At 46.3% G+C, this 25,695-nt stretch carries 21 protein-coding genes; 10 read left to right on the forward strand and 11 right to left on the reverse strand.

What is annotated here, in order from left to right:
* Positions 1 to 90: 90 nt before the first annotated feature.
* On the reverse strand, positions 91 to 1,155 hold the full coding sequence (locus EOPP23_RS17005) for a class I SAM-dependent methyltransferase (RefSeq protein WP_153767171.1): 1,065 nt from the start codon (positions 1,153 to 1,155) through the stop codon (positions 91 to 93).
* A 255-nt stretch (positions 1,156 to 1,410) separates the two neighbouring features.
* Between EOPP23_RS17005 and EOPP23_RS17010 the strand changes: the two genes are divergently transcribed.
* The 5 genes from EOPP23_RS17010 to EOPP23_RS17030 all read left to right on the forward strand — a co-directional run bounded on the left by EOPP23_RS17010 (position 1,411) and on the right by EOPP23_RS17030 (position 7,155).
* Positions 1,411 to 1,800 carry an acyl-CoA thioesterase gene (locus tag EOPP23_RS17010; RefSeq protein WP_153767172.1) on the forward strand — a complete coding sequence of 130 codons (390 nt, stop codon included), beginning with the start codon at positions 1,411 to 1,413 and terminating at the stop codon, positions 1,798 to 1,800.
* A gap of 14 nt (positions 1,801 to 1,814) precedes the next feature.
* Positions 1,815 to 2,435, forward strand: coding sequence for a uridine kinase (gene udk, locus EOPP23_RS17015; protein WP_153767173.1), 621 nt, complete (start codon positions 1,815 to 1,817; stop codon positions 2,433 to 2,435).
* A gap of 303 nt (positions 2,436 to 2,738) precedes the next feature.
* Positions 2,739 to 3,776 carry a GMP reductase gene (locus tag EOPP23_RS17020; RefSeq protein WP_153767174.1) on the forward strand — a complete coding sequence of 346 codons (1,038 nt, stop codon included), beginning with the start codon at positions 2,739 to 2,741 and terminating at the stop codon, positions 3,774 to 3,776.
* 138 nt (positions 3,777 to 3,914) lie between these two features.
* Positions 3,915 to 5,393, forward strand: a complete 1,479-nt coding sequence (locus EOPP23_RS17025) for a hypothetical protein (protein WP_153767175.1) — start codon at positions 3,915 to 3,917, stop codon at positions 5,391 to 5,393.
* A gap of 448 nt (positions 5,394 to 5,841) precedes the next feature.
* Entirely contained in the window at positions 5,842 to 7,155 is a 1,314-nt protein-coding gene (locus EOPP23_RS17030; RefSeq protein WP_153767176.1) for a DHH family phosphoesterase, read from the forward strand.
* A gap of 70 nt (positions 7,156 to 7,225) precedes the next feature.
* On the opposite strand, the gene pflA is transcribed toward EOPP23_RS17030, so the two are convergent.
* Both pflA and pflB read right to left on the reverse strand, forming a co-directional pair.
* The gene (gene pflA, locus EOPP23_RS17035; protein ID WP_153767177.1) at positions 7,226 to 7,957 is read right to left on the reverse strand and encodes a pyruvate formate-lyase-activating protein; all 732 of its coding nucleotides are present in this window, start codon (positions 7,955 to 7,957) and stop codon (positions 7,226 to 7,228) included.
* Positions 7,958 to 8,153: 196 nt separating this feature from the next.
* Positions 8,154 to 10,436 (reverse strand): formate C-acetyltransferase, encoded by a 2,283-nt coding sequence (gene pflB, locus EOPP23_RS17040; protein ID WP_153767178.1) that lies wholly within the window; start codon positions 10,434 to 10,436, stop codon positions 8,154 to 8,156.
* A 711-nt stretch (positions 10,437 to 11,147) separates the two neighbouring features.
* On the opposite strand from pflB, the gene EOPP23_RS17045 reads away from it, so the two are divergent.
* Positions 11,148 to 11,582, forward strand: coding sequence for a hypothetical protein (locus tag EOPP23_RS17045; protein ID WP_153767179.1), 435 nt, complete (start codon positions 11,148 to 11,150; stop codon positions 11,580 to 11,582).
* Between the two features lie 112 nt (positions 11,583 to 11,694).
* Here the strand turns inward: EOPP23_RS17045 and EOPP23_RS17050 are convergent, their stop codons facing one another.
* From EOPP23_RS17050 to EOPP23_RS17065, 4 genes are all read right to left on the reverse strand, one after another.
* Entirely contained in the window at positions 11,695 to 12,189 is a 495-nt protein-coding gene (locus EOPP23_RS17050; protein ID WP_370514798.1) for a methylglyoxal synthase, read from the reverse strand.
* 157 nt (positions 12,190 to 12,346) lie between these two features.
* Positions 12,347 to 13,648 carry a sodium ion-translocating decarboxylase subunit beta gene (locus EOPP23_RS17055; protein WP_153767181.1) on the reverse strand — a complete coding sequence of 434 codons (1,302 nt, stop codon included), beginning with the start codon at positions 13,646 to 13,648 and terminating at the stop codon, positions 12,347 to 12,349.
* Positions 13,649 to 13,663: 15 nt separating this feature from the next.
* On the reverse strand, positions 13,664 to 15,448 hold the full coding sequence (gene oadA / locus EOPP23_RS17060; RefSeq protein ID WP_153767182.1) for a sodium-extruding oxaloacetate decarboxylase subunit alpha: 1,785 nt from the start codon (positions 15,446 to 15,448) through the stop codon (positions 13,664 to 13,666).
* Between the two features lie 42 nt (positions 15,449 to 15,490).
* Positions 15,491 to 15,748, reverse strand: coding sequence for an OadG family protein (locus EOPP23_RS17065; RefSeq protein WP_153767183.1), 258 nt, complete (start codon positions 15,746 to 15,748; stop codon positions 15,491 to 15,493).
* Positions 15,749 to 16,169: 421 nt separating this feature from the next.
* Between EOPP23_RS17065 and EOPP23_RS17070 the strand changes: the two genes are divergently transcribed.
* Positions 16,170 to 17,156: a tRNA-dihydrouridine synthase gene (locus EOPP23_RS17070; RefSeq protein ID WP_228550750.1), complete on the forward strand. Its 987-nt coding sequence runs from the start codon at positions 16,170 to 16,172 to the stop codon at positions 17,154 to 17,156.
* The gene (mnmC, locus tag EOPP23_RS17075) at positions 17,153 to 19,180 is read left to right on the forward strand and encodes a bifunctional tRNA (5-methylaminomethyl-2-thiouridine)(34)-methyltransferase MnmD/FAD-dependent 5-carboxymethylaminomethyl-2-thiouridine(34) oxidoreductase MnmC (protein WP_153767184.1); all 2,028 of its coding nucleotides are present in this window, start codon (positions 17,153 to 17,155) and stop codon (positions 19,178 to 19,180) included. Before EOPP23_RS17070 ends, mnmC begins: the two co-directional genes overlap by 4 nt.
* A gap of 71 nt (positions 19,181 to 19,251) precedes the next feature.
* Here mnmC and EOPP23_RS17080 read toward each other — a convergent pair whose 3' ends face one another.
* From EOPP23_RS17080 to EOPP23_RS17090, 3 genes are all read right to left on the reverse strand, one after another.
* Positions 19,252 to 19,872, reverse strand: a complete 621-nt coding sequence (locus EOPP23_RS17080; protein WP_153767185.1) for a YceI family protein — start codon at positions 19,870 to 19,872, stop codon at positions 19,252 to 19,254.
* Positions 19,873 to 20,036: 164 nt separating this feature from the next.
* Positions 20,037 to 20,678 carry a peptide-methionine (S)-S-oxide reductase MsrA gene (gene msrA / locus EOPP23_RS17085; RefSeq protein WP_153767186.1) on the reverse strand — a complete coding sequence of 214 codons (642 nt, stop codon included), beginning with the start codon at positions 20,676 to 20,678 and terminating at the stop codon, positions 20,037 to 20,039.
* Positions 20,679 to 20,855: 177 nt separating this feature from the next.
* Positions 20,856 to 21,623, reverse strand: a complete 768-nt coding sequence (locus tag EOPP23_RS17090) for a M23 family metallopeptidase (RefSeq protein WP_228550751.1) — start codon at positions 21,621 to 21,623, stop codon at positions 20,856 to 20,858.
* A gap of 306 nt (positions 21,624 to 21,929) precedes the next feature.
* On the opposite strand from EOPP23_RS17090, the gene EOPP23_RS17095 reads away from it, so the two are divergent.
* Positions 21,930 to 23,273 carry a TolC family outer membrane protein gene (locus EOPP23_RS17095; RefSeq protein ID WP_153767187.1) on the forward strand — a complete coding sequence of 448 codons (1,344 nt, stop codon included), beginning with the start codon at positions 21,930 to 21,932 and terminating at the stop codon, positions 23,271 to 23,273.
* Between the two features lie 217 nt (positions 23,274 to 23,490).
* Here the strand turns inward: EOPP23_RS17095 and hemG are convergent, their stop codons facing one another.
* The gene (gene hemG, locus EOPP23_RS17100; protein ID WP_153767188.1) at positions 23,491 to 24,054 is read right to left on the reverse strand and encodes a menaquinone-dependent protoporphyrinogen IX dehydrogenase; all 564 of its coding nucleotides are present in this window, start codon (positions 24,052 to 24,054) and stop codon (positions 23,491 to 23,493) included.
* A gap of 266 nt (positions 24,055 to 24,320) precedes the next feature.
* Between hemG and EOPP23_RS17105 the strand changes: the two genes are divergently transcribed.
* On the forward strand, positions 24,321 to 25,514 hold the full coding sequence (locus EOPP23_RS17105; RefSeq protein ID WP_194842653.1) for a glycosyltransferase family 87 protein: 1,194 nt from the start codon (positions 24,321 to 24,323) through the stop codon (positions 25,512 to 25,514).
* The last annotated feature ends 181 nt before the right edge of the window (positions 25,515 to 25,695 follow it).

The raw sequence follows: 25,695 nt of genomic DNA on the forward strand, positions 1-25,695 counted from the left end.
TGGCTAATTTAATGCCGCGAAGAATATCAAAACAGTTTCTTATAGCGGAAATACTATTTATTCAGGCTTTTATAACTAAAAGAAATATAACTATTTCTTGATCGCTTTATATACAGTGAAGCCATCCTTCACAACCAGAGATTCACAATTACCGAACGCTTTAAGAATGATGGGCTGATACCTTAAAAAGTTGTTAGCCACGATCCTCAACTCTCCTCCTCGAGTCAGACGATTAGCTGCCTGATCCAGAAACTCTTCAGTGACCGCATAGTGAGTTTTAACGCCCTGATGAAACGGCGGGTTAGAAACAATTAATTTAAAACTGTCTTTTACTTCTGAAAGGCCATCAGTAGCCTTCACCTCAAAATCCTTAACGCCATTCAATTGCATTGTTGTTTCAGAACTGGCTAAGGCCAAAGCATCCACATCTACCAGCGTATACGTGTTAGCCGGTTGCATTACCGACATGAAGGCTGAAATAACGCCAGCACCGCAACCAAAGTCCAATACCGGCCCTTCCGGTATTTGCTGCATTGTCTCCAGTAAAACTTTTGTGCCCACATCCACACGCCCATGACTGAATACACCGGGCAGTGAGCGAATTTTAAGCTCTTGGTCTGATGCTTGAAGGTCAAACTCTGACCAATAGTTATCCAGATTGAATGGCTTGATATCTTCTTTTGCAGCTGATGCTTCTATCAAACTGCAATGTCGAGCATTATCCAGATTACGAACATCACCATAACGCTCTTTCAACTTTTTCCGCCAGGACTTAATGCCTTCGCCGTTTTCGCCCACCAGCCAGACAATAGCTTTGTCACTCAGCAGTGAGTGAACCATGTCCAGCCAGAACGCCATCAAAGGCTTGCTCTTCTGCAGAAAAATCAGTGCGCCATCATATGATCCGGATTGCTCTTTAAAAATCGGACCAAACTCCAGACTCAACGACTCATTGCTCTGCCACCGGGAATCGATCGCTGAGAATACTGAGTAATCTTTGGTCAGCCCATGAATAGATTCTGCAACACCTTCATCAATCAGCTTCTCTGCCAGACCGTCAGCAGGCATACCTACCATAAGGAGACGGCTGCATTCCAGTTCAGTACTGTTGCGAAGAATAAGCTGACTCGGGTTAGCCAGTGGCTGATTACTCATAGAGACCTTTTTAACTGAATGTAAACGCTGTCCTTATACCTGAACCTCTGACGTTTTTCCAATCACAGCCAATATCCGGGCTGAAAGATTGCTGCACTCATTACAGTTTGTTGCAATCTTGCAGTAAGTACCAATTTACAAGCCTACGGCACAGGCTTAGGATGCGCGCCAATTTAACTAATTGTCCCTGAAATGCTTTTTGAACGTTCACCGTTCATGCGGATATTTTCAGGCCTTCAGTCAATGGAGCCTTCAATGTTGGAGCCACGTGGCGAGCTGATGCTTCGCACGCTTGCAATGCCTGCTGATACCAACCCCAATGGCGATATATTTGGCGGCTGGTTAATGTCCCAAATGGATATTGCTGGCGGTATTGCTGGAAAACAGCGCAGTTTCAGCCGGGTATCCACGGTCGCTGTTGAATCCATGTCATTTCACCAGCCTGTAAAGGTCGGTGAAGTTGTTTGCTGTTACGCAGAACTCATGCACGTTGGCACTACCTCAATGCGAATCAAACTGGAGGTGTGGAAAATGAACATGCCCCTGAACCAGACTCGCAGCAAGGTAACCGAAGGCATCTTCACCTACGTAGCTATTGACGAGAACGGCAGACCTATTCCTGTAGATCGAACTGAGAAGAGCTAAAAGAGAGCCAAACTATGAAACAGAAAACTATTCTGGTCGGCATCGCCGGTGCTTCTGCTTCCGGAAAAAGTCTGCTGGCCAACACTCTGGTAGAAGAACTTCAGTCCGAACATGTCTGTGTCATCTCTGAAGACTCCTATTACCGTGATCAGTCTCATATGACCATGGAAGAGCGTGTCCGTACTAACTACGACCACCCGGACTCTATGGATCATGACCTGATGCTTGAGCATATGAACATGCTCAAGGAAGGCCAGGCTGTTGATGTACCTTTGTACGATTACACTGAGCACAATCGCAAAACAGAATGCCGCCGTATTCAACCGGCCCGCGTTATTCTGATTGAAGGCATTTTGCTGTTTACCCGTCCGGAAGTGCGTGCAGCGTTTGATCTGCGTTTCTATATGGACACACCGCTGGATATCTGTCTGATCAGACGTTTGAAGCGTGACATTGTTGAGCGTGGCCGCGATGTCGACTCCGTGATCAAGCAATATCTGGAAACAGTCCGACCAATGTTCCTGCAGTTTATCGAACCAGCGCGCCAGCACGCTGACCTGATTATTCCGCACGGTGGTAAGAACCGTATCGCTATTGACCTGATTAAAACTAAAATCCAGGATTTGATTGGTTAAAAACCGTTCAGAGCCCTGTCGTTTTAGTCAGGGCTTTTACTTCTCGAATACCGAATTAATTCCGCTCCAGACATACAACCGCCTTAAATCAGGCTTTTCTTTCTCCCCTGCCCTATAGCCAGAAAATAAAAAAACGTTCTCATTTCCAAATTTCTTGTTTAAGATAGTGCCGTATAAGCGTTGCAAACGAACGCACTTTCATTGCTTTTGATTCACTGTTTTTGAAAGTCCACCCAGAACCACCTTATACACTCCAAACCAAACTTTTTTCTTAGGCCAACAAAGAGTCTTAACGGGAAAATTATGCGTGTTGAAGCTGATATTAAGCTGGGCTTTAAAGATGTTCTGTTCAGACCCAAGCGTTCAACCCTGAAGAGTCGTTCTCAGGTAAGTCTGGAACGTACTTTCCGTTTTGTGCACACCGATCAGGAGTGGACCGGTGTCCCCGTCATTGCCGCTAACATGGATACCGTCGGTACCTTTGAAATAGCGCTGGCACTGGCCGAGCACAAAATGCTGACTGCTGTACACAAGCATTACAGCATCGAAGAGTGGCAGACTTTTCTGACCAATGCTCCCGAGGGCATTGAAAACCACATCATGGTCAGCAGTGGCACTTCTGACAATGACTTTGCCAAACTGGGCGACATCCTCGCCCTGAGCAGCACACTTCGCTTTATCTGCATCGATGTAGCCAATGGTTACTCTGAACACTTTGTTCAGTTCGTTGCCAAAGTTCGCGCAGCACATCCGGATAAAGTCATTGTGGCTGGTAATGTTGTCACCGGTGAGATGGTAGAAGAACTGATCCTGAAAGGTGCTGACATCGTTAAGGTAGGCATTGGACCAGGCTCCGTCTGCACCACACGCGTTAAAACCGGTGTTGGTTATCCGCAACTGTCTGCCACTATTGAATGTGCAGATGCAGCACACGGCATCGGCGGTCAGGTTATTTCTGACGGTGGTTGCTCCTGCGCTGGCGACGTTTCCAAAGCCTTCGGTGGCGGTGCTGACTTCGTTATGATTGGCGGCATGTTTGCCGGTCACGATGAATCCGGTGGCCAACTGGTGGAAGAAGACGGTAAACAGTTCAAACTGTTCTACGGTATGAGTTCACAGACGGCAATGGACAAACACTCCGGTGGTGTGGCTAACTACCGTGCTTCTGAAGGTAAAACCGTGAAGGTTCCTTATCGAGGCCCGGTTGTTGATACCGTACAGGATGTTCTGGGTGGCGTTCGATCTACCTGCACTTATGTGGGTGCTGCAACCCTGAAAGAGCTGAGTAAGCGTACTACGTTTATTCGGGTTCAGGAGCAGGAAAACCGAATCTTTAATTAATTTTTCCGCCTCATGCAGCTATCATTATTCCGATCTGATAGCTGCTTTCTCATTTCCAGCATTATTTATGACGACTCATTCCATACGATAAATAAGCAACTACACTCCTGTTTTGTGATTACACACTTGGTCACTTATATGGTGTTGCTTAAAGGTCATCGTAGCGTCTTTCCTCAATTAGTCTTCATCAGCCTTCTGCTGCTTTACCCACTAGTTTCCGCTTCAAACGACTGGGAATATAGTTATTCGTGTGATCTTAGCCTTTTTTTAAATGACGATGGAAAACTGAAGAAAAATTCAGGGTATCAATATTTTCTTTATCTTGAACATTGCAACAGAAAGAAAGACAAAGACAAAGACAAAGACGAGGATAAGCAATCGGTTCGTCACCGAGCTACAGCTGCAGCCACACCAGAACATATTGGAGTTGAGCTGGAGGCTGATCTTGTTACAGACACGGAAGGTACGAACATAATAATCTCTAATTCCTGTTTACCAGAGGAAGAAGGCAATATAGTCCACCTTATTGCAGCAATCGATTTCACTAAAAACAAGCTAGCTATTAGTGAACGCAGTTTACCTACTCAAATCAGAGAAAAATCGGCAAAAAACGCTCTGGAAAGCTTCCGTTCAAGCAAAATATTTACTTTGACACCCGACGGAACTCCTATCACTTACATGACACCTGCAATTCAACTCAACACGGATCGACTGTTTCAACTTAAAGAGCTTATGGACAAACTTTACAAGATAGCATCGGATTTCGATGTAGAAGCCGAGATTCCTACCGCTATCCGAAAAGCCTGGCTTACAGTGAGTAGCTATTATCATCATCTGGCTTTTTTTTCACCGCTTGGGGCACTGGCTTTATCACTATTTTCTAACGCCTACGCCGAGGCTGTTGCCCTGAGCGTCACTACTTATGAAGAGTTACCAACAACCAACTTTACCGGTTGCCGGGTGTTCATACTGATCAACACAGACGAACTCATTAGAGACATGTACCGACAGGATGTCCTGATATACGATCCCGGCAATGGCATGGGTCGCCTCACCAGTGCCAGTACAGTTAATGAAATTACGAATGCTATCAACACAAGCTTCTCCCGTACCTTTCAAACCACCGGTGAATTGATTCGTTTTGCTGACGCAGCCGAGCGATGCCAATGCCCATACTGCGGCAGCATTGACCGACGAGCCGCAGGTGAGTTTGCCGGCTGCCTGGTTGATGGACTGATACTTCTGGACGTACTTCTCGCAAACATTCTTGGCAATGTTCATAACAGGTTGGATCTACCACCAGGCAACATCTCGGAAATTGAAATCTACGCCACGAATATTTCTAACCCTGATATAGGCAACACCGTCTTGAAAGAGAGACTTTTCAATTTTGCCAATTTTTCGTCTTTTGACAACACCAACGATGAACTGTTCGGCATTCCCTCTCACTGCCAGTGCCAGTCATGCCCACTGACGCCTACGACCGCCTCCAGTTATTATGCAAGTACCGCACTTATCGCAGCTAATGTTGTTGTATTTATAACAGGTACCATTCTACCTATGATTTGTTACTCATTCTGTAAAGCAACCTATAGGCGTATAAATCAACACCACTGATAGAAATTATTAGCAACCCTTTCACAGTGTGCAGCAACCCTGAAAGAATTGAGTAAGCGTACTACGTTTATCAGGGTTCAGGAGCAGGAAAACCGGATATTCTCTCACTAAAGCTAATCAATTAAAATCTACGTAAAAAACCTATAACGAATTCAAAGGTGTCTGCTAATAATCAGACACCTTTCATCACATCAGTCGCATTCGACAAAAAACTGGCTATATTGTCTGAACCATATTGTTGAATCTGCATGTAATGTTTATTACAGATGTCTTCACAATAAAAAAAACACCTCAGCGTATTTACTGCTTGCTATTGCTGTCCAGTATTTTTTTCGTCGCGACAGGCCTGAGTTTACCAATTAGTGCATGGGATGAGTGTGAGTATGGGGACCACGTAGAAGGCTCGAAAATAAAACAGTGCAGCCCTTATACTTATTTCTTATGCCTTGTGAAACCAAAAACTTCAATTCGCCGAAGATACTCACTAGAGCAAGCAACTGCAGAGAACGATATTGCTATTGCTGTAGATCACCACACAGAAAATATCGAAATTCCTGACACTGATTTAATATTGCTTCATGAACTTCCCGACTCACACCCAACAGTTGAGGTTGTGGGGTTTATCAACCATAAAAACGGCCATATTGGTGCCACAAATTCCGGGTTAGCACGTTCTCTGGAGTCAGAGTTTGAACAGGTTCGCTCCCAACTTTCTTTTATACACCCTGCTATCGAGGCAGCTAACGCGTGCGGTGGGCAAATTATTATCCCTTTGACTATTCGAAATTCTCCTGTGTATTCTCAAATGCGAATTCGCATTCGCCAACTCGATAGAGAGTTCAGGAAAATATCAAATAAGTATGGGGCAGAAGAGGAAGCTCCTGAATTAAATGATCACTGGAAATCACTGACACCAGGCTGGAATTTTTTCTGGAGAAGTGTTCACTTTGCACAGGATTACTGGAGTTACGTAGGGTTTGCTTTTACCAGCAGCCTCGCAATTTCCAGTCTTTTCTGCAGATATACTTTATACCCGCTTATTGAAACAAGTCTTACTGATTATATTCCACAGCCAGAAGTTGATTTTACAGGTTGTGAAATCATGGTGATTATTGATACTGACGAGCTATATAAAGACCTTGAGCGAGCAGAAATAACCGATACTCCGCTCGACGCTACCACTCCATCAAACCTGATTATCGATTATCTGGATAACGCTGGAAAAAAGGCATTCCAGACGACAGGCCTGTTCAGCAAAATGCTGACTGTCTCCGAGAAATGTCGCTGCCATGAATGCCCTGGGGACCATTCGGACAGTAGCATAGACTTGAGCGGCTGTCTGGTACACATTCAGGTTCTCACCAACGTTTTAAGAACCACTATTGCCCAGGCAGTTAGTCACAGGTACAACAACAGTTTGAATAACCCTTCTCTCATAAAAGGCTATATTCTGAGCTTTGATGAAACTGGTAACATCAGCAATAACTCTCTAGCTATGCTTGACCAGCCAACGATTATGGCTGCTGCTTGTGATACAGCTAACAGTTCTGCATCTAGTTCAGCTGACTCTGCTACCTGCAGAGGCTGTTCTCAATGCGCTCCTGTCGCCACTAAAAAATCCTTAAGCGATATTGAAGCGGCTCAATACGCGACACAAGTTGCAGTAACCTTGGTATTGTTTGCCGGCATTTGTACGACTGCTACAGGGATCTTAAAGTGTTATCAAACCTATTGGCTATCCCCCCATCTTCACAGGCAGTGAACTAACCATCAGATCTCTATCAACGAGCTATCACCAGTGCTGTCAAGTTGTATGCTCCACGACTCCGTTATTAATAAGCTGCATTAATATTTAATCTCGTAAACTCTTTTTGAATCTGCTGCAGCTGTTCCTGAGTCGGCGGCACAACCTTTTCCAGTTCATAAGTATCATTCAGCAAATCCCACTTATGTACCCCCAGACTGTGATACGGGAGAATTTCAACCTTCTCAACATTCTTCATAGGTGCAATAAACTCAGCCAGCATACGAGCGTATTCCGGCCTGATGGTATAACCATCAACGACCACATAACGAATCCATACCGGCTTGTTAATTTCATTGAGATAGCGGGCAAAGCGCTGGGTATGGCTGCCAGTGACATAGGTGAGTTTTTTGTGCATCTCCTCATCCATATGTTTGATATCCAGCATTACCAGATCGGTTTCTTCAAGCAGTTGAACAACGTCATCATTAATTTGCTTGGAAAAACCATTAGTATCAAGACAGGTATGAATACCCTCTTTACGACACTCGGCAAACAGGTCTTTTACAAACTCGGGCTGCAGTAGAGGTTCGCCACCAGTGACGGTGATGCCACCCGAGAGAAAGTTTTTAACTTTCTTTACTTCATTAAACACTTCCCTGTGGCTCTTTACTTCACCACCTTCCTTCAAATCCCAGGTATCACGGTTATGGCAGTAGCGGCAGCGCATCAGGCAGCCCTGCATAAATATTACATAGCGAATACCGGGGCCATCAACAGTGCCAAAGGAATCAAGAGAGTGAACGCGGCCAAGGGACATAGGGGAAACCTGATTGGAAACTGTTATATCTTCGAAAGAATAGTCTTTCTTCTATAAAAAAGGCCGGCTAATGCCGACCTCTTTTTTTACCTTTTAAGTGTACAGACACACGTAACCAAATATTAAACTGCTGTTCGCCCGCTTACAGCGGGCAAACAGCCCTTAAATTCGCATGTCTGGGCACTTAACGCTCAGCTTACATGCTGGCAGTAAAGGTACGGGCAATAACATCACGCTGCTGCTCTTGAGTCAGAGAGTTGAAGCGTACTGCATAGCCGGAAACACGGATGGTCAGGGACGGATATTTATCCGGATTTTCCACTGCATCTTCCAGCATTTCACGATTCAGCACGTTGACGTTCAGGTGCTGACCACCTTCACGCTCAACTTCGTGATGAAAGTAACCGTCCATCAGGCCTACCAGGTTCTTACGACGACCGTCTTCGTCCTTACCCAGTGCCTTTGGTACGATGGAGAAGGTGTAGGAGATACCGTCTTTCGCATAAGCAAATGGCAGCTTCGCAACAGAGCTTAGGGATGCGATAGCACCGCTGGTGTCACGACCGTGCATTGGGTTTGCACCCGGGCCAAATGGCTGACCTGCACGACGACCGTCTGGAGTATTACCGGTCTTCTTACCGTACACAACATTAGATGTGATGGTCAGAATAGACTGGGTTGGTGTTGCATTGCGGTATGTTTTGTTGGAAGCAACCTTCTTCATGAAGGATTCAACCAGCTCACAGGCAATGGCATCAACACGTTCTTCATTGTTACCAAACTTCGGATAATCACCTTCGATTTCGAAGTCGGTAGCAATACCATCTTCATCACGTACCGGCTTAACCTTGGCGTATTTGATAGCAGCCAGGGAGTCAGCAGCAACAGACAGACCAGCGATACCGCAAGCCATGGTACGCATTACGTCACGGTCGTGCAGAGCCAGCTGAGCCGCTTCGTAAGAGTACTTGTCGTGCATGTAGTGAATGCTGTTCAGGGCAGTCACGTACTGGGTTGCCAGCCAGTCCATCAGTTTGTCCAGACGGGCATAAACAGTATCGTAATCCAGAACGTCGTCTGTGATTGGCGCTTCTTTTGGAGCGATCTGCAGCTTCAGCTTCTCGTCCACACCACCGTTTATGGCGTACAGCAGAGTCTTGGCCAGGTTGGCACGGGCACCGAAGAACTGCATCTGCTTACCAATGATCATTGGTGATACACAGCAGGCAATCGCGTAATCATCGCTGTCCATATCCGTACGCATCAGATCGTCATTTTCGTACTGGATGGAACTGGTGTCGATGGATACCTTGGCACAGAACTCCTTGAAGCCCTGCGGCAGTGCTTCAGACCAGAGCACAGTAATGTTTGGCTCAGGTGAAGGACCCATAGTGTACAGAGTGTGCAGGAAGCGGAAACTGCTCTTGGTCACCAGCGTACGGCCGTCAATGCCCATACCACCGATGGACTCAGTCGCCCAGATTGGGTCGCCGGAGAACAGATCATCGTACTCAGGGGTACGCAGGAAGCGGACCATACGCAGCTTCATTACGAAGTGGTCGATCATTTCCTGGGCGCCAGACTCAGTAATCTTGCCCGCTTCAATGTCACGCTGGATGTAAACATCCAAGAATGAAGCAGTACGACCCAGAGACATAGCTGCACCATTCTGGGATTTAACTGCAGCCAGATAGCCGAAGTAAGTCCACTGAACTGCTTCCTGAGCAGTAGCCGCAGGAGCGCTGATATCGCAGCCATACTTGGCGGCCATTACCTTCATCTGCATCAGAGCACGGATCTGCTCCATGATCTCTTCACGCAGTTGAATGGTCTGCTCCAGATTTTCACCGGATTCAAATACGGAATCCAGAGAAGCGTGCTGGCCTTTTTTGTCCTTGATCAGACGATCGATACCGTACAGAGCGATACGACGGTAATCACCAATGATACGGCCACGGCCGTAAGCATCCGGCAGACCGGTGATAACACCGGACTTACGGCAAGCACGAATGGATGGCGTATAAACGTCAAAAACACCCGCATTGTGAGTCTTGCGATACTCGGAAAAGATCTTATTGACCATTGGGTCCAGTTCTTTACCGTAAACCTTGCAGGAAGTCTCCACCATGCGGATACCACCATTAGCAATCAGCGCACGCTTCAGGGGCTTGTCTGTCTGCAGACCAACAATGGTTTCCAGATCCTGGTTAATAAAACCAGCTTCGTGTGAAGTGATAGTAGATGGCAGGTCGTGATCGAAATCGATAGGAGCGTGAGTGCGATTCTCTTCCTTGATGCCTTCCATAACGTCTGCCCAGAGACGTGTAGTTGCATCAGTCGCATCGGCAAGGAAGTCGTCACCGCCTTCATAAGGGGTGTAGTTTTTCTGAATAAAGTCGCGAACATTGATGTTTTCGACCCATTCACCCTGTGCAAACCCTTCCCATCCTGCAGGAAGTTCATTAACTGGAGTGCTCATCTAAAGAAGCTCCTCATGTTTGAAAAACTGCTGAAGTACTTATCACTGAACACGCCAGCGTTATGATTTTGCCGGGCGATCAGAAAAGGAATTTTTATGTCGGCTTGTGCCATGTCAAAAAACAAACAGTATAGATGTGACAATATGGATTGTATCAATGATCTTCCTGTCTGAGCTGACCTTCCCTCTCGTTTAATTGTCAGTGGACTTCGAATAATTAAAAAATATCTTAAGTTTGCTGTTAAGCCTATCGTGAGCAATACCTATTAGTGTGACAGTTTCAGAAAGGGCTACAACCAGCGCCTGTAAAGACGTCAGAAGACTTACAAGCAAAACACCATCAACCAGAAGCCACCAACCGGAAACAATCGATAACACTCGAAGCGCACCAAAAAAAGGCAGACTTCTTTTATAACTATTATTACTCTCTTTGATAAAACTTATCAGCATTGAAGCTATACATTCTATTTATGGTTATTAACAATTTGCTTACATTCAAAAATATTATTGAAGGCCTTACCACGTAATTTTTCAATCACTGCTATTCTTGCCACCCAATAAATTCTATTACTTTAAATCTTTAAGTCATTGGGTTGCATAGCTTTTATTTAAGTACTGTTACCTATTCAGGCATTATTTTTAATTTAATAATATCTTTCATTAAATAATGAATTTAATTAATTACGGATTGAGTCTCCTCTGGAGAAACTAATGAGTAAATATATTTACGCAACTGTCTATGAGCAGTTCACTGGACTTAAGCCACCCGAACCCAAATCAAACAAGCCTCGAAGAAGACGAGGCTTTGGCCACCCTTATCGTATGCGCCTGAATATTCAGGATGAAGATCAGCAAGATCAGGAAGAGCTGCTGGAGCAGGGAAGCGATTTTGAGCCTGAACAGGAATCGATGCCCACTGATGACTTTGACAGCCAGTCACATTTTCTGCCAGGTATGGCGCTGACAAGCCCGACGTCCAGAGTAGATACTGGCCACACACGCAGGAAAAGTCATTACACCGCTCGCAGAAATGACACTCAGAGAGCCGTTAACTATCAACCGGCTGTTGTTGAAGAACCAAAGTGCGATAAACAACCAAAGGTCACTTACAAAAAGCGTCGAAGCCTCACTGCCGCTTCGATCTGACCTTGATCGAGAGAAACACGTTTTTACAGATTTAGTGCTCTACTGACTTGATCCATACTGTACAGAAATTACGCCATACCCTGAAAAAGCATGGCGTTTTCATTGACAGGAATCAGAAAGGACGGGATTTCAGGTATTTCTCGTAGTCCGGAATTCTGCGCTCATGAGTCTGCTGCATCAAAGACGATGAGAACATGAAGTCAGCAGAGCTCTGATTACAGGCCACCGGAATATTCCAGACAGCAGCAATTCTCAGCAGTGCTTTTACGTCCGGATCGTGTGGTTGAGATTCAAACGGATCCCAGAAGAACACCAGAAGGTCGAGCTTATTTTCAGAAATCAGCGCACCGATCTGCTGATCGCCCCCCAAAGGACCACTGATAAACTTGGTCAGCGGCATTTCCAGCTCTTTTTCCAGCAGGCTACCGGTAGTACCGGTAGCAAACAGGTTATGACCTGCCAGCTCCTCTTTATGGCGAAGTGACCACTCCACCAGTTCCCCTTTTTTCTTATCGTGTGCTACCAGCGCGATATTTTTCTTCACGGGTACGACATGTGTTTTATATTCCATACGGAAAAGCCCAGTTGCGTTGGTTTCAGACAGCATGAAAACTAACCTTCAGACATATGTCTGTCAATTACTGAAGCGTGAGTCAGGTCAATGAATGGGTAGTATTGGAGTGGTTTTAGAAGGAAGAGCCGAGGGTGGAAATCCACCCTCGTTTATCTCATAGAGACTTATGCAGAAAATAGCAGTGATTCAATCAGCCGCCAAGGTATTTGATCATCACACCCGCTGCTACCGCAGAACCGATAACACCAGCTACGTTTGGCCCCATGGCATGCATCAACAGGAAGTTCTGAGGATTGGCCTCCAGACCCAGCTTGTTGGATACACGCGCTGCCATTGGCACTGCAGAGACACCGGCAGAACCAATCAAAGGGTTAACCTTGTTGGTACTGAAGCGATTCATCAGCTTCGCCATCAGAATGCCACAAGCCGTACCAATACCAAATGCCACCACACCCAGAGTCAGAATACCCAGCGTTTCTGCAGCCAGGAATTTATCTGCCACCAGCTTGGAACCCACAGAGAGGCCCAGGAAGATAGTAACAATGTTGATCAGAGCGTTCTGAGCGGTATCAGATAGACGTTCAACCACACCACACTCACGCATCAGGTTACCGAAGCAGAACATACCCAGCAGAGGCGCAGCGTCTGGTAGCAGCAAAGCAACCAGAATCAGCAGAACCATCGGGAAAACGATTTTCTCTACTTTAGATACAGCGCGCAGCTGAGTCATAACGATCTGGCGCTCAGCCTCAGTAGTCAATGCACGCATAATCGGTGGCTGAATCAGTGGCACCAGCGCCATATAGGAGTAGGCCGCTACAGCAATCGCACCCAGCAGGTGTGGTGCCAGAACACTGGATACATAGATAGCCGTTGGACCGTCAGCACCACCGATGATACCGATAGCAGCGGCATCAGCGAGACTGAAACTCATCAGACCGGTCATGTTCAGCAGTAACGCACCCAATACCGTGGCAAAGATACCAAACTGAGCAGCTGCTCCCAGAAACAGCGTTTTAGGGTTAGCCAGCAACGGACCAAAGTCGGTCATGGCACCTACCCCCATAAAGATCAACAGAGGTGCAACACCACTGCCAATCGCTACCGAGTAGAACTGGTACAAGACACCGTTACTGTAACCGGCATCAGCGACAATATGACCGACCGTAGCATGAGCGACACTGCCTGCAGCCGTATAGGCTTTCAACAGTTCGTTACCCGCAAGAGCACTGGTACCAAGCACATCATTGATGGCCTGCATCACTTCAGGGCGCGCCTGATGCACGGCTATTTCAAGCGCGGTATAGGCCAGACCTGCCTCAGGAATGTTGGCCATAATGCCGCCGAAACCAATCGGTACCAGCAGCAATGGTTCAAAATTCTTGCGAATAGCCAGGTACAGCAAGCCAAAGCAGACCAGAATCATGACCAGCTGGCCACCGGTCATGTTGTAAATCCCGGAACCGTGCCAGAGATTAAGAAGCTTATCCATTTACTGCTCCTTCACTCAGGCTATGGCTAACAGGACGTCGCCAACTGCAACACTGTCACCTTCACGTACATCGACAGAAGAAACCTTGCCGCCTTTTGGCGCACGAACTTCAGTTTCCATCTTCATAGCTTCAAGAATCAGCAGCACGTCACCTTCCTGAACGTCCTGACCAGGGTTAACGTGTACTTTCCAGATGTTACCCGCCAACGGCGCAGGCAGAGGCTCACCATCACCCACTACCGGTGCAGCAACAGGAGCACTGCCAGCAACAGCAACCGGCTGACTCAGGTTGGTTACATCACCACCTTCGTTTACCTCAACCACATATTGATTACCGTTAACCTTAACCGTGTAAACACCGCTATCAGATGCAGCGGATTTAGCAGCAGGTTTCACTTCAGGCTCATTACCTGGAGCTGGCTCAAAGGCATCCGGGTTACCACGATTTTCGAGGAACTTGAGACCAACCTGTGGAAACAGCGCGTAGGTCAGTACATCGTCTACGACATCAGTCGCCAGAGAAATGTTCTTTTCTGCAGCAATGTCTTTCAGCTCGCCAGACAGTTTGTCCATTTCAGCTTCAAGCAAATCAGCTGGACGACAGGTAACCGCTTCATCACCGGCCAGTACACGCTCCTGCAATTCTTTGTTGAACTCGGAAGGTGCTGCACCATATTCACCACGGAGAATGCCCTGGGTTTCCTTGGAAATACTCTTGTAACGCTCTCCGGTCAGTACGTTCAGAACCGCCTGAGTACCAACAATCTGAGACGTTGGCGTTACCAGAGGAATAAAACCAAGATCTTCACGAACCCGTGGAATTTCCTGCAGTACTTCGTCAAACTTATCGCTGGCGCCTTGCTCTTTCAGCTGGCTTTCCATATTGGTCAGCATGCCACCAGGTACTTGTGCCGTCAGGATACGGGCGTCAACACCGCGCAGCGCACCTTCAAACTTGGCATACTTCTTACGCACTTCGCGGAAGTAAGTCGCGACTTCTTCCAGCTTGTTCAGATCCAGCCCCGTATCACGACCGGTACCCGCCAGAGCCGCAACAATGGCTTCAGTCGGTGAATGGCCGTAGGTCATGGACATGGAAGAGATAGCGGTATCAACACGGTCAATACCCGCTTCAATAGCCTTCAGCAGAGACATGGAAGACAGACCCGAGGTTGCGTGACAATGCAATTGAATCTCGAAGTCGGTTTCATTCTTCAGACGGGATACCAGCTCATAGACGTCAGACGGTGTGATAATACCGGACATATCCTTGATGCAGAGAGAGTCTGCACCCAGGTCTTCTACCTGTTTGGCCAGATCAACCCAGCTGTCCAGTGTGTGCACAGGGCTCTTGGTGTAAGAAATAGTACCCTGGGCATGAGCACCTTCACGCTTAACTGCCGCCATAGCCTGCTTCAGGTTACGCGGGTCGTTCATCGCGTCAAAGACACGAAACACATCCATACCGTTGGCAACAGCACGCTCAACAAACTTATCTACGACATCGTCCGCATAATGGCGGTAGCCCAGCAAATTTTGACCACGCAGCAACATTTGTTGTTTGGTATTGGGCATGGCCTTTTTCAGGGCGCGCAGTCGCTCCCATGGATCTTCACCCAGAAAACGGATACAGGCGTCAAAGGTAGCGCCACCCCAGGTTTCCAGAGACCAGTAGCCAATTTGATCCAGCTGCTCGGCAATCGGCAGCATATCTTCCAGACGCATACGGGTTGCGAACAGGGACTGGTGCGCATCGCGCAGAACCACATCAGTGATTCCCAATGGTTTAACGTCAGACATCGACAAGTTTCCCCCAGTAAAGCCAAAAATAGTTTTAGATCGTTATTCTTTTTTAGAGCGGTGCATCTTGATGGCAGCACTAATGGCTGCGACCAGCTCATGGTCATTATTTTTTGCGGTAGTAGCTCTGGAGCGGCTGCCTGATGCAACTCTTACCGGTTCGGGTTCCGGAAAGAAGTGACCAATAAAGCGGGACATCTGGCTGGTAGCAAATACCAGCAGAGACAGGAACAGGAACACAAAACCCATTCCAAAAGCCATCAGGCTCCAGCCTTCTGACAATAACTCAGACGGGGACATAATCAGCTAGATCCTTTGTAATTCTTCTATTATTACCCTAAGTAACGTAAACGACTCCGGGCTGCTGGCAGCCTCTTATACGGCGCTCTTATAATCAGCCAGTGGAGCCATGTCCAGATCGACACAACTTTCCCTGATATATCGCAGCGGCAAATTTACCCTGTCAGGGACAAATAAGCAATCTCCGAACAAACTCTAACATTTACCAACAATCATCATCCCTACATTCGCATTATCCACAACATGGGTAGGTATAATGCTGCTACAGATCAACAATCAACGAATGCCTCTGTCAGGAACGGACAATACCGCTTCTGACAGAGGCATTCCTGATTCATTTGGTTCTTGACAGTAATACGACTTGCCGCTTCATTGTTATCTGATACATTTGTCGGTTCGCCCGACGCCAGATACTGACTGAATGAGCACCATTACCCTGGCTCCTATGGAAGGAGTTGTTGATTACCTGTTGAGAGAGCTGCTGACTGAAGCTGGCGGCATCGACTTGTGTGTCACTGAATTTATTCGCATCACCGAAACACGCCTGCCGACTCTCACTTTTCACCGGCTCTGCCCTGAACTGAAGCATGGCTGCCGCACAAAGAGTGGAACTCCGGTTCATATTCAATTACTGGGAAATAACCCGGAACTGCTCGCATTCAATGCGGCCAAGGCAGCAAAACTCGGCGCTTTAGGCATTGACCTGAATTTTGGCTGCCCGGCTAAAACCGTTAACAGACATAAGGGCGGTGCCGTTTTATTGCAGGACACCGAACTGCTTTACGACATTGTTTCAGCCGTGAGGGAAGCCGTACCTGATGATATTCCCGTCACAGCAAAAATGCGCCTGGGCTATCTGGACAGTGAACCAGCGGTTATTAATGCTAAAGCCATCGAACAGGCCGGTGCATCATCATTGACCGTTCATGCCCGAACCAAGCTGCAGGGTTACAAACCACCCGCACATTGGCAGGAACTGGTGGCTATTCGTGAAGCCATTAATATCCCGTTGATTGCTAACGGTGATATTTTCTCTGCAGAAGATGCCAAAAAGTGTCGAGAGATGTCTGGCTGCAGCGACATTATGGTAGGCCGAGGTGTTCTCAGAAACCCAGATTTGCCGGTAGCCATTGCCAACAGTAGTGCGGAAGACTGCCCTGAGGCACAGTGGCAGCGATCACTGGAACTGATCAAGCGCTTTACCGAGAAAGTTACCCAGACTCCCGATGATCCTGAACAGGTGCACCCTTACTTTATCAACAACCCAAGACGCTATCTGGATGGCCGCCTGAAACAGTGGCTCAGTATGATGAGCAAAAGCTCGGTACAGGCTCAGGAGCTGTTTGAACAGGTGAAACGGGAAACCTGTATTCAGGGTATTTCAGAGATTATTCAGGAAGCCGCATGAGCAACGACAATAACAAGAACAGCAGCAATAAACATTCAAGTCGCCTTGAGCATGCACAGCTGGACTGGAAAAACGACAACCACCCCACATCAAAAACATTTGATGACATTTACTTCAACACAGTCTCAGGTCTGGAAGATGCTCATCACACCTTTATTAAGCACAATAAGCTGACTGAACGTTTTTCTTCACTGGCAGGCTACGAATTATTCACTATAGGTGAAACAGGTTTTGGTACAGGCCTGAATTTTCTTTGTTGCTGGCAACACTTTATTGCTCAGGCACCTGAAACTGCCAGACTTCATTTTATCTCTGCCGAAAAGCACCCTCTTTCTCCAGAGGACTGGCAACGATCACTGGAGAAAATGACCAGTCTGAAAGAACTGACTCAACAGTTAACCTCATCCTATGTTTCTGCAACAACGGGCCACCAGCACCTGAGTTTTTCAGATGGCCGAATAAAGCTGACGCTATTATTGGGTGATGTTCTGGACACACTGCCACAACTGGAAGGTAAAGTTGACGCCTGGTTTCTGGACGGTTTTACGCCCGCTAAAAATCCCGAAATGTGGCAACCGGAACTGTTTCAGGCCATGGCCAGCAAGAGCCATTTGCACACAACCTATGCAACCTTTACTTCTGCCAGAACCGTGAAAGAGGGTTTGATCGCTGCCAATTTCAATATTGAAAAAGCCAGCGACTTTGGCCTTAAAAGGGAAATAATGCATGGCTGTCTGGTAAAAGAATCTGCCGAGAGCATTTATCGACCTGTGTGGTTTCAACCACCAGCCCAACCTGCTTCTGAAAATAAAACAGCAATTGTGATTGGCGGTGGTATTGCTGGAACCAGCACTGCCCATGCACTGGCAGAACGTGGCTGGAAAGTCACTCTTTTAGAACAGCGTCAACAACTCGCTATGGCGGCCTCGGGAAATTCCCAAGGTATTCTCTATGCAAAACTGTCAGCCAATCAAACGGCTCTCAGCCAATATATTGCACAAGGGTACTGCTATTCAATTAATCTGCTGAAACAACTTTCAACAGAAAAACAGAATCTCTGGCAACCGTCAGGGGTTATTCAAATGGCTATCAGTGCAAAGATTGAGAAGCGTTATAAAGAGCTTGCCGCTGCCTTCCCTAAAGATCTACTTAGCTTTTACGACAAAGACCAGCTATCTAGAATTTCGGGTATTCCCGTAGAACATAGTGGCCTTTATTTTCCGGCCGCTGGCTGGGTTAAACCCGCTGAGCTTTGCAGGACGCTGGCTGACCATCCCAATATATCGGTACAAAGCAATATCAAAGTTGAGTCACTGAAACAGGAAGGTGACAGCTGGAATATTACGGCACTGAACTCAGCCAGTAATGAAATAATCCAATTTAGAGCGAATATCGCCATTGTTGCCTGTGCAACGGCCAGCAAGCATCTTGAGCAACTGTCCCATCTACCACTAAAAGATATCAGAGGACAGATTACCGAGATCGAAGCGACCGACGCTAGTAAAAAGCTGAAAACCACCGTTTGCGGTGAAGGTTATGTGGCACCGGCAGAAAACAACCGCCATACACTGGGAGCAACGTTTGACTTCAACAGTCAATCAGAAGCCGTTAATGAGTCAGAGCATCTACAGAATCTCGAAATGCAACAGCAGTGGCATTCACACTTCATGAATGCAGCAGGCGGTATGAAGGCTACAATTACAGGCGGCAAAGCAGGCTTTCGTTGTACGACACCAGACTATTTACCTGTCGTTGGACCCGTTATTGATCGACAGACGTTTATGAATGATTTTGCCATGTTAAGGAAAAATTCCCGCCACAAGTTCGATCAGCAACCCAGCTACCTCAAGGGGCTCTATATTAATGCCGGCCACGGATCCAGAGGAATGATAACAGGACCTCTATCGGGAGAATTATTAGCCTCAATGATTAGTGGCGAAGCATCACCCGTTGCTGCAAACATAATGGATGCAATGAACCCGGTAAGGTTTCTCGTTAGAGATATGTCCAGAAATAGAATTTGAACAATAACACGGAAATATGCGTTTGCCTGTGGACCGTTCAACCTTCTACTGAACGGTCCTGAGTCGGTAGTTCAGGACTCTTCTGACACTTCTTCAACAATTTCAGGCTTCTCCTGCCCTTGCTGATAATAAAGCCTGAAGTTAATCATCACTGTTTTTGAAATATTATTGACACCAGCCAGATCGACCATCGCCTGCACCTGATCATCATAATCAAATGTCGTAGCATTTAATAAGACCGGTTGAATACTGGATACTTCAATATCACCATTTTCATGCTGATAAACGGACAACTCTGGTCTCATTCTTACCTGCTTACCATTAAGCTTTACTTTGGCAGATGACTTTATTAAGACCGTTTCACCCGTAATAATTTTCTTTTCTATGCGCTTACTGAGCCGAACACTCACTTCAGCCATAGGGAAATCAGCTACTCGAAAGAACAACTCTCTCAGGCGGTTATCACGTTTAACAATACCACTCTCGAGGCTGGCCAGATCAATATAGAGCATTGCAGTTCCCTTATCGGAGATACTGCCTTTTAGCTGCTCAAAGGTTGCCGTTGTAGCAAGGTGAGTGTTCTTTGTGAAGGTAAAATAAAACTTTGAACGTTCATTATCGAGTATCCAGGCCGCCTGAACATTCAGCACAGTAAAGGTCGAAAGTAACAACAACCAACGCACAGCTTTCATCGAAGTCCCCTTTCCAGCGTTTATTCTTGGTATTAGTACGTTCAACGAAGCTTATAAGTATCCGCTAATAAAATAAAGCGGTGTTACCCGAAGAAATGATTTCATACAAAATGAAGAAACTCAGACAGAGGTTATCCGTCTGAGCCAGCATTTAACCAGCAGATTCACTGATTAAGAGAAGGAGGTAGGCAAACACCTGTCCCACCCAGACCACAATATCCTTCAGGGTTTTTAGCAAGATACTGTTGATGATAGGCTTCAGCATAATAGAAGTCGGAGGCCGTCTGAACTTCGGTCGTTATATTCCCTCTGCCCTCTTTAATCAACGCCTGCTGATAGTCACCCTTTGAGGACTGCACTTTTTCAGCCTGCTCTTCTTCTGTCATATAGATAGCAGAGCGATACTGAGTACCGCGATCATTCCCCTGACGCATTCCTTGCGTCGGATCATGTGATTCCCAAAATAACTTAAGTAACGCATCCAAACTGATAACAGATGGGTCATAGGCCACCATCACCACTTCGGCATGACCTGTTGCGCCACTGCACACCTCTTCATATGTTGCGTTCACAGTGGAACCGCCCATGTAACCAACAGCCGTCGTCCAGATGCCGTCCTTCTGCCAGAACAGTCGTTCAGCTCCCCAGAAACACCCCATTCCCAGATAGATAACAGAGAACTGTTCAGGAATTTCTGTCAACGAGTGACCGTTCACAAAATGGCTTTCAGGTATGGCAACACCTTCAGGCTTCCCTTTAATTGCCTGCTCTCCCGTTGGCAACTGATCTTTATCAATACCACTCATAATCTGTTACTCCTCCTCTACAGAATCAAAAAACGTTCGTCTTAAGTGTGTAGACACACTTAATCGAATATTAAATTGCTATATCACCGCCACAGCCGGGGATATAGCTTATAAATTCATATGTCCGGGTACTTAACGGCAAATTATCTTTCTATACGAAAAAACAGCTGACTGGATTCATTCTATTAACATCAGCGCGGGATCCATTCGAACATCAAACCAGTTAATTCGCCAGTCTAAATGCGGCCCGGTGACACGACCTGTTGCGCCCATTTCGGCAACAACTTCTCCGCGTTTCACTTTTTGACCTGCTTTAACGTTCAATTTACTGAGGTGTAGAAAACTACTGGAGATACCAGCACCGTGATCAATGATCAATGTTCCACCGGAATAATACATATCAGACTCAGCGAGCCGAACGACACCTGCCGCTGGTGCCAGAATTCCCGCCCCAACCGGACCCGCTATATCCAGTCCAAAATGCGGCCTTCTCGGCTTACCGTTGAAATAACGCTGACTGCCATAAACGCCACTAACAGGCCCTTCTGCTGGGCGTAAAAAGCCCTTAAAGAAGAATCCATATTCAGTATCATATTTCCTGGCTTCTTTTACCTGACGATTATCATTACGAATTCGTTTGAGTACTCTCTCTGGTGGCGTCACATATTTCCTGGCCACCCCTTTTATACGCTGAACTTTGTAGTCCCTTTTTTCCAGTTTGAGATCTACCTGTCTCTGCTGACCCAAGCCTGACCTGACGATATAACTCTGTTTTAAGGACGCATCCCGTCCAAAACCGATAATAAAACGCCCCGTTTCATCAACTCTGACAGACTGCCCCTTATAGATAATGTCTTCATGGGGTTGAACCTTACCGATATGAAACCCACCCTGAATCAAGCGCGACTGGAGAGTTTTTGCTTGCAGCTGCAGAGAAAATATCAACAGAAGGCTGACAAATAAAAAAAATGCTTTATTTCCGAGGTTATATTTATATACCAACAGGGCTCACCTATTACCTTCTTTAAAACTCGATACGAAGAATAAACAAGTTTATTTTTTATTCATTCAATTATTGGATTATTCACATTCATATTCATGCAATCAATAGATTCTTCAATTTTTTCTAAGTCCACAGCATTAATAATCGCCTGCATTTTAATCGACTTGTGCTAGTTTGAATAACCAGTACAGGGAAAGAAATACAACAGAGGATCACACTCCGGATTCATCAGGTAAAGATCTGGCATCATGATTATTAAGCATTCAGTAACGGCAATACTCTCAATTTATTGCCTGGCTCAATCAGCCAATACATGCGCTATCAACCTTTCAACCGCTATCAATAAAACACTTGATAGTCACCCGCAGTTGCAGGCTGATATGCACCGCTATCAAGCCAGCAGTGAAAGTGTTGATATTGTTAAAAGTGAATATTTGCCCAATCTTGACTTGAGAGTGGCCGCTGGTTATCAACGACTGGATACGCCTGCAACACGCAATAGCACACTTGTTTCAAATGATCATGAGCAAAGCATCAGAGAGAACTCTCTGACCCTTAAGCAGAACCTTTTCAATGGTATGGCCACCACAAATGGGGTCAAAAAAAGCCTCGCACAAAGAGATTCTGTCAGGGAACAACTCAGAGATAAAGCTGAAAACATCGCACTGGAAGTAGCAGAAGTCTATCTACTTGTACTTGATGCAACCCAGCAGCAAAAGCTGGCGACCAGAAACCTGAATATGCATGAAAAAATCTTCCATCTGGTTTCACAGCGCACCGAGAAAGGCTTTACTAACCAGTCAGATTTACTGCAGGCTCGAGGCCGGGTAGCGCGCGCCAGAGCCAATCTAGTGAATGCTGACAGTAACCTGAGAAATGCGAAAACCCGCTTTTTCAGGCTTGTCGATCAAACACCAGACAACCTCGAATTTCCTGCGGTAGACGATCTATTTCTGCCGGATACTCTCAGTAAAGCAATGGATACAGCGATGCTGGAGCACCCTGTAATACATGCCACAGAGCAGGAATATCAGGCCAGCACCTTTAGCTACAAGCAAAGTAAAAGTGAGTTTCTACCTAAAATAGACTTCACACTTTCAAAACACTGGGATCGTGATATCCAGGGTATTCCCGGTAAATATGATGACAGCACCGCGGTTATCAGTATGACCTATAACCTTTTCCGTGGTGGCGCTGACAGTGCCAGGCAACAACAGGCTGCCTACCAACAGGAAGAGAGCAGAGCCAGAACCTGTGACAGCAAAAATTTTGTTGCTGAAAACCTGAAGCTGAACTGGTCAGCAATGCGTTCTCACTCTGAAGAAGCACCTTTTCTGAAAGAACACATGGACGCCAGTGGTAAAACGGTTGCTCTTTATCAGCAACAATTCAATCTTGGCCGTCGCTCTCTGCTTGATTTACTCGACAGTGAGAATGAAAGCTTTCAGGCACAACGAGCTTACATTACCAATAAACACCAGCTGGCTCTATCCCGCTATAAGGTGTTGAACGCAGTGGGTCAGTTACTGGATAAAATAGGTATCAACCTTACCGAGTGCTGGCAAAAGAAGAAAATCAAAGCACGAGCCTAATAGCCTGATTTGATTCAATAGAATGACTTCTGGTAGTTTGATATTCAGACTACCTTGAAAGCAGATAATTATGGAAATGGATTTTCTTATTCTTGCACTCGCTCTTTTTATGCCAGTCATCTACGGAGTGACATTACTGTTGATGCTCTATCGAAGATAGCTCTTTCAAAAGTAGCTCTATCAAAAATAGCTTGATAGAGCGTCATAAATTTTATGTTCAGGCAACTTCCGTTTCCGGCTCTACCTTTCCAAGCGCTAGTTTGAAATCTTCCGCGAAATTAATGACCTTTACCCAATCTGTAAATTCAATATCACTCTCGGTACTGGTAGGCCCTTTATTCAGCTTCATAATCATTCTAATCAGCTGAGTTTCAAGGAAATTGTATTGTGAGTACTTCAGCGCACCGCCAAAAACAGCCACTTTATCTGGCGTCAGGCAGCTATTTTCAAGATATTTTACCAAATATGGGTTCATATAAGGCTCACAACGATTGGGTTTACGAGCCGTCATATTCACAGAAAAGAAAAAGCATAAGCGCTTATTCAGAATATCCGCATTAGCTTCCACAAAATCACAAAACCAACGATGGTGTTTGCCATACCGAATAGAACACCCCAGGAAGAAGGCATCGTATTGTTTAAGGTTAATCTCTCTCGGCTCAGGCTTTATCTGAATCAAATCCACCTGGTGACCTGCTTTGGTCAATAGGGGCTGTATTTTCTCGATAATCTTTCTTGTTTGCCCTTCTCTGGACGCAAACAGCATGGCAATTCTGGACATAGCCTACATCTTCACTGATACACCTGACTTGGTACGATTTTACCACTGCCAAAATTGAATAACAGCTTAACTAATTAGTTAAATACCCCTGCCGGATTCGCCAGAACACCTACAAAACCTTTGAGCGGGTAAAGCTTCTCTCTCCGCTAATGATGATAATTGGCATTTTCTTGGTAGCTAGTTACTTTATAAGCATGCCCTCTATAGTTTTTCGAGGCTGTCGAATACCAATAAGATCACAGTCGAACACAGCAAAGGTTGCTGGAATGAAATCATTACTGACAAGACCCTTTTCTAACTCAAATGCATCAGCACCAGATCGCCTGCACCCGGCAGCAATGTTCGGACTTTTCCTTTGGGGACTGGCTCTTACACTGGTCTTTATAAAAGCCATTCTTGAACCAGGCGACCATACCGTTGTGGACAGCTACCTTTTAGGTGCTGACCGCTGGCTGGATAGTGTCAAACTCTATTCAGGCCCTGGCGGCTTTATTTACACCCCTACCTTTGCACTTCTGTTCGTACCTTTCACTTATCTATCACCTCTTGCTGCGGACTTGCTATGGCGACTGCTGGTGATCGGACTTTATCTCTGGGGCAGCGTTCGCCTGATCAAACATTATTACGGTCACAGCCAGCGCAGCCTGTTGAACTGGCTTGGTGTCTACAGCCTTGTTGCAGTCCCTATTGCATTCTCAGGTTTTCGAAACGGTCAGATGAATGTATTTCTGATTGCCGTGATGTTGCTGATTGCCTGTCAGATCATTGAACGTAAATGGACTTCAGCTGCGCTTCTGCTGGCTCTGACCATGAGCCTGAAGCCAACCTTTGCGGTTTTCTTCCTGCTGGTTACGTCGCTATTCAAACCCTTATGGTTCAGGGTACCTCCACTTCTGCTGGGATTTCTGGCACTGCCCATACTGTTTGGTGGGCTGGACTACGGCATGGCGCAGTACCATAACTTTGTCGAAATGGCAGACTCAGCCATGGACAGAGGTATGTTCACACCCAAATGGGCCAGCCTGTTTAATATCTCAATACAGCTGACCGGCTACACCGTTCCCGAATTTCATCAGACGGTAGCGAAATTACTGTTGGCTGTATTGACCTGGATCGCCTGTGCCTATGCCGTAATACGACATGGAACCAAGAATGGTTTGCTCTATTTACTGAGTCTGGCTGTTTGTTATCACCTTATGTTCAACCCAAGAAGCGTGAACACCGATTATATTCTCCTGGGCACCATGATTGGTTTCTGGTTCACCGCCGCTATTCATCACTGGCAGGATAAAAAACTGGCCTGGCAGACTGGCCTGATCGCAGCAGGCGTTCTCTTTGCGCTGGATATTTCCAGAGCACTGGTACCCGACAGCAGCAGCTGGGTTAACCCGACGATGGCTTTACTCTTCACCATTCTGATACTCAGTCAGCTAAAGAACAAAAGAGTACTAACACCCTAAACTGTCTAAGCGACCTCAACGAACACCACAGAACTGGATACAGATAAGGAATAAGCCGACCATCCTCCGGCAGGGGGATCGGAGTTGAGCGCCCACGGATGAGTTCACAGCGTGTCGGTGTTTCCTTGTCTGTATCCACAGACACCAACCGTCATGCACAAAAAAGGCCGGCTCCCATAAA

The organism is Endozoicomonas sp. OPT23, from assembly GCF_009653635.1.
Lineage (GTDB): Bacteria > Pseudomonadota > Gammaproteobacteria > Pseudomonadales > Endozoicomonadaceae > Endozoicomonas_A.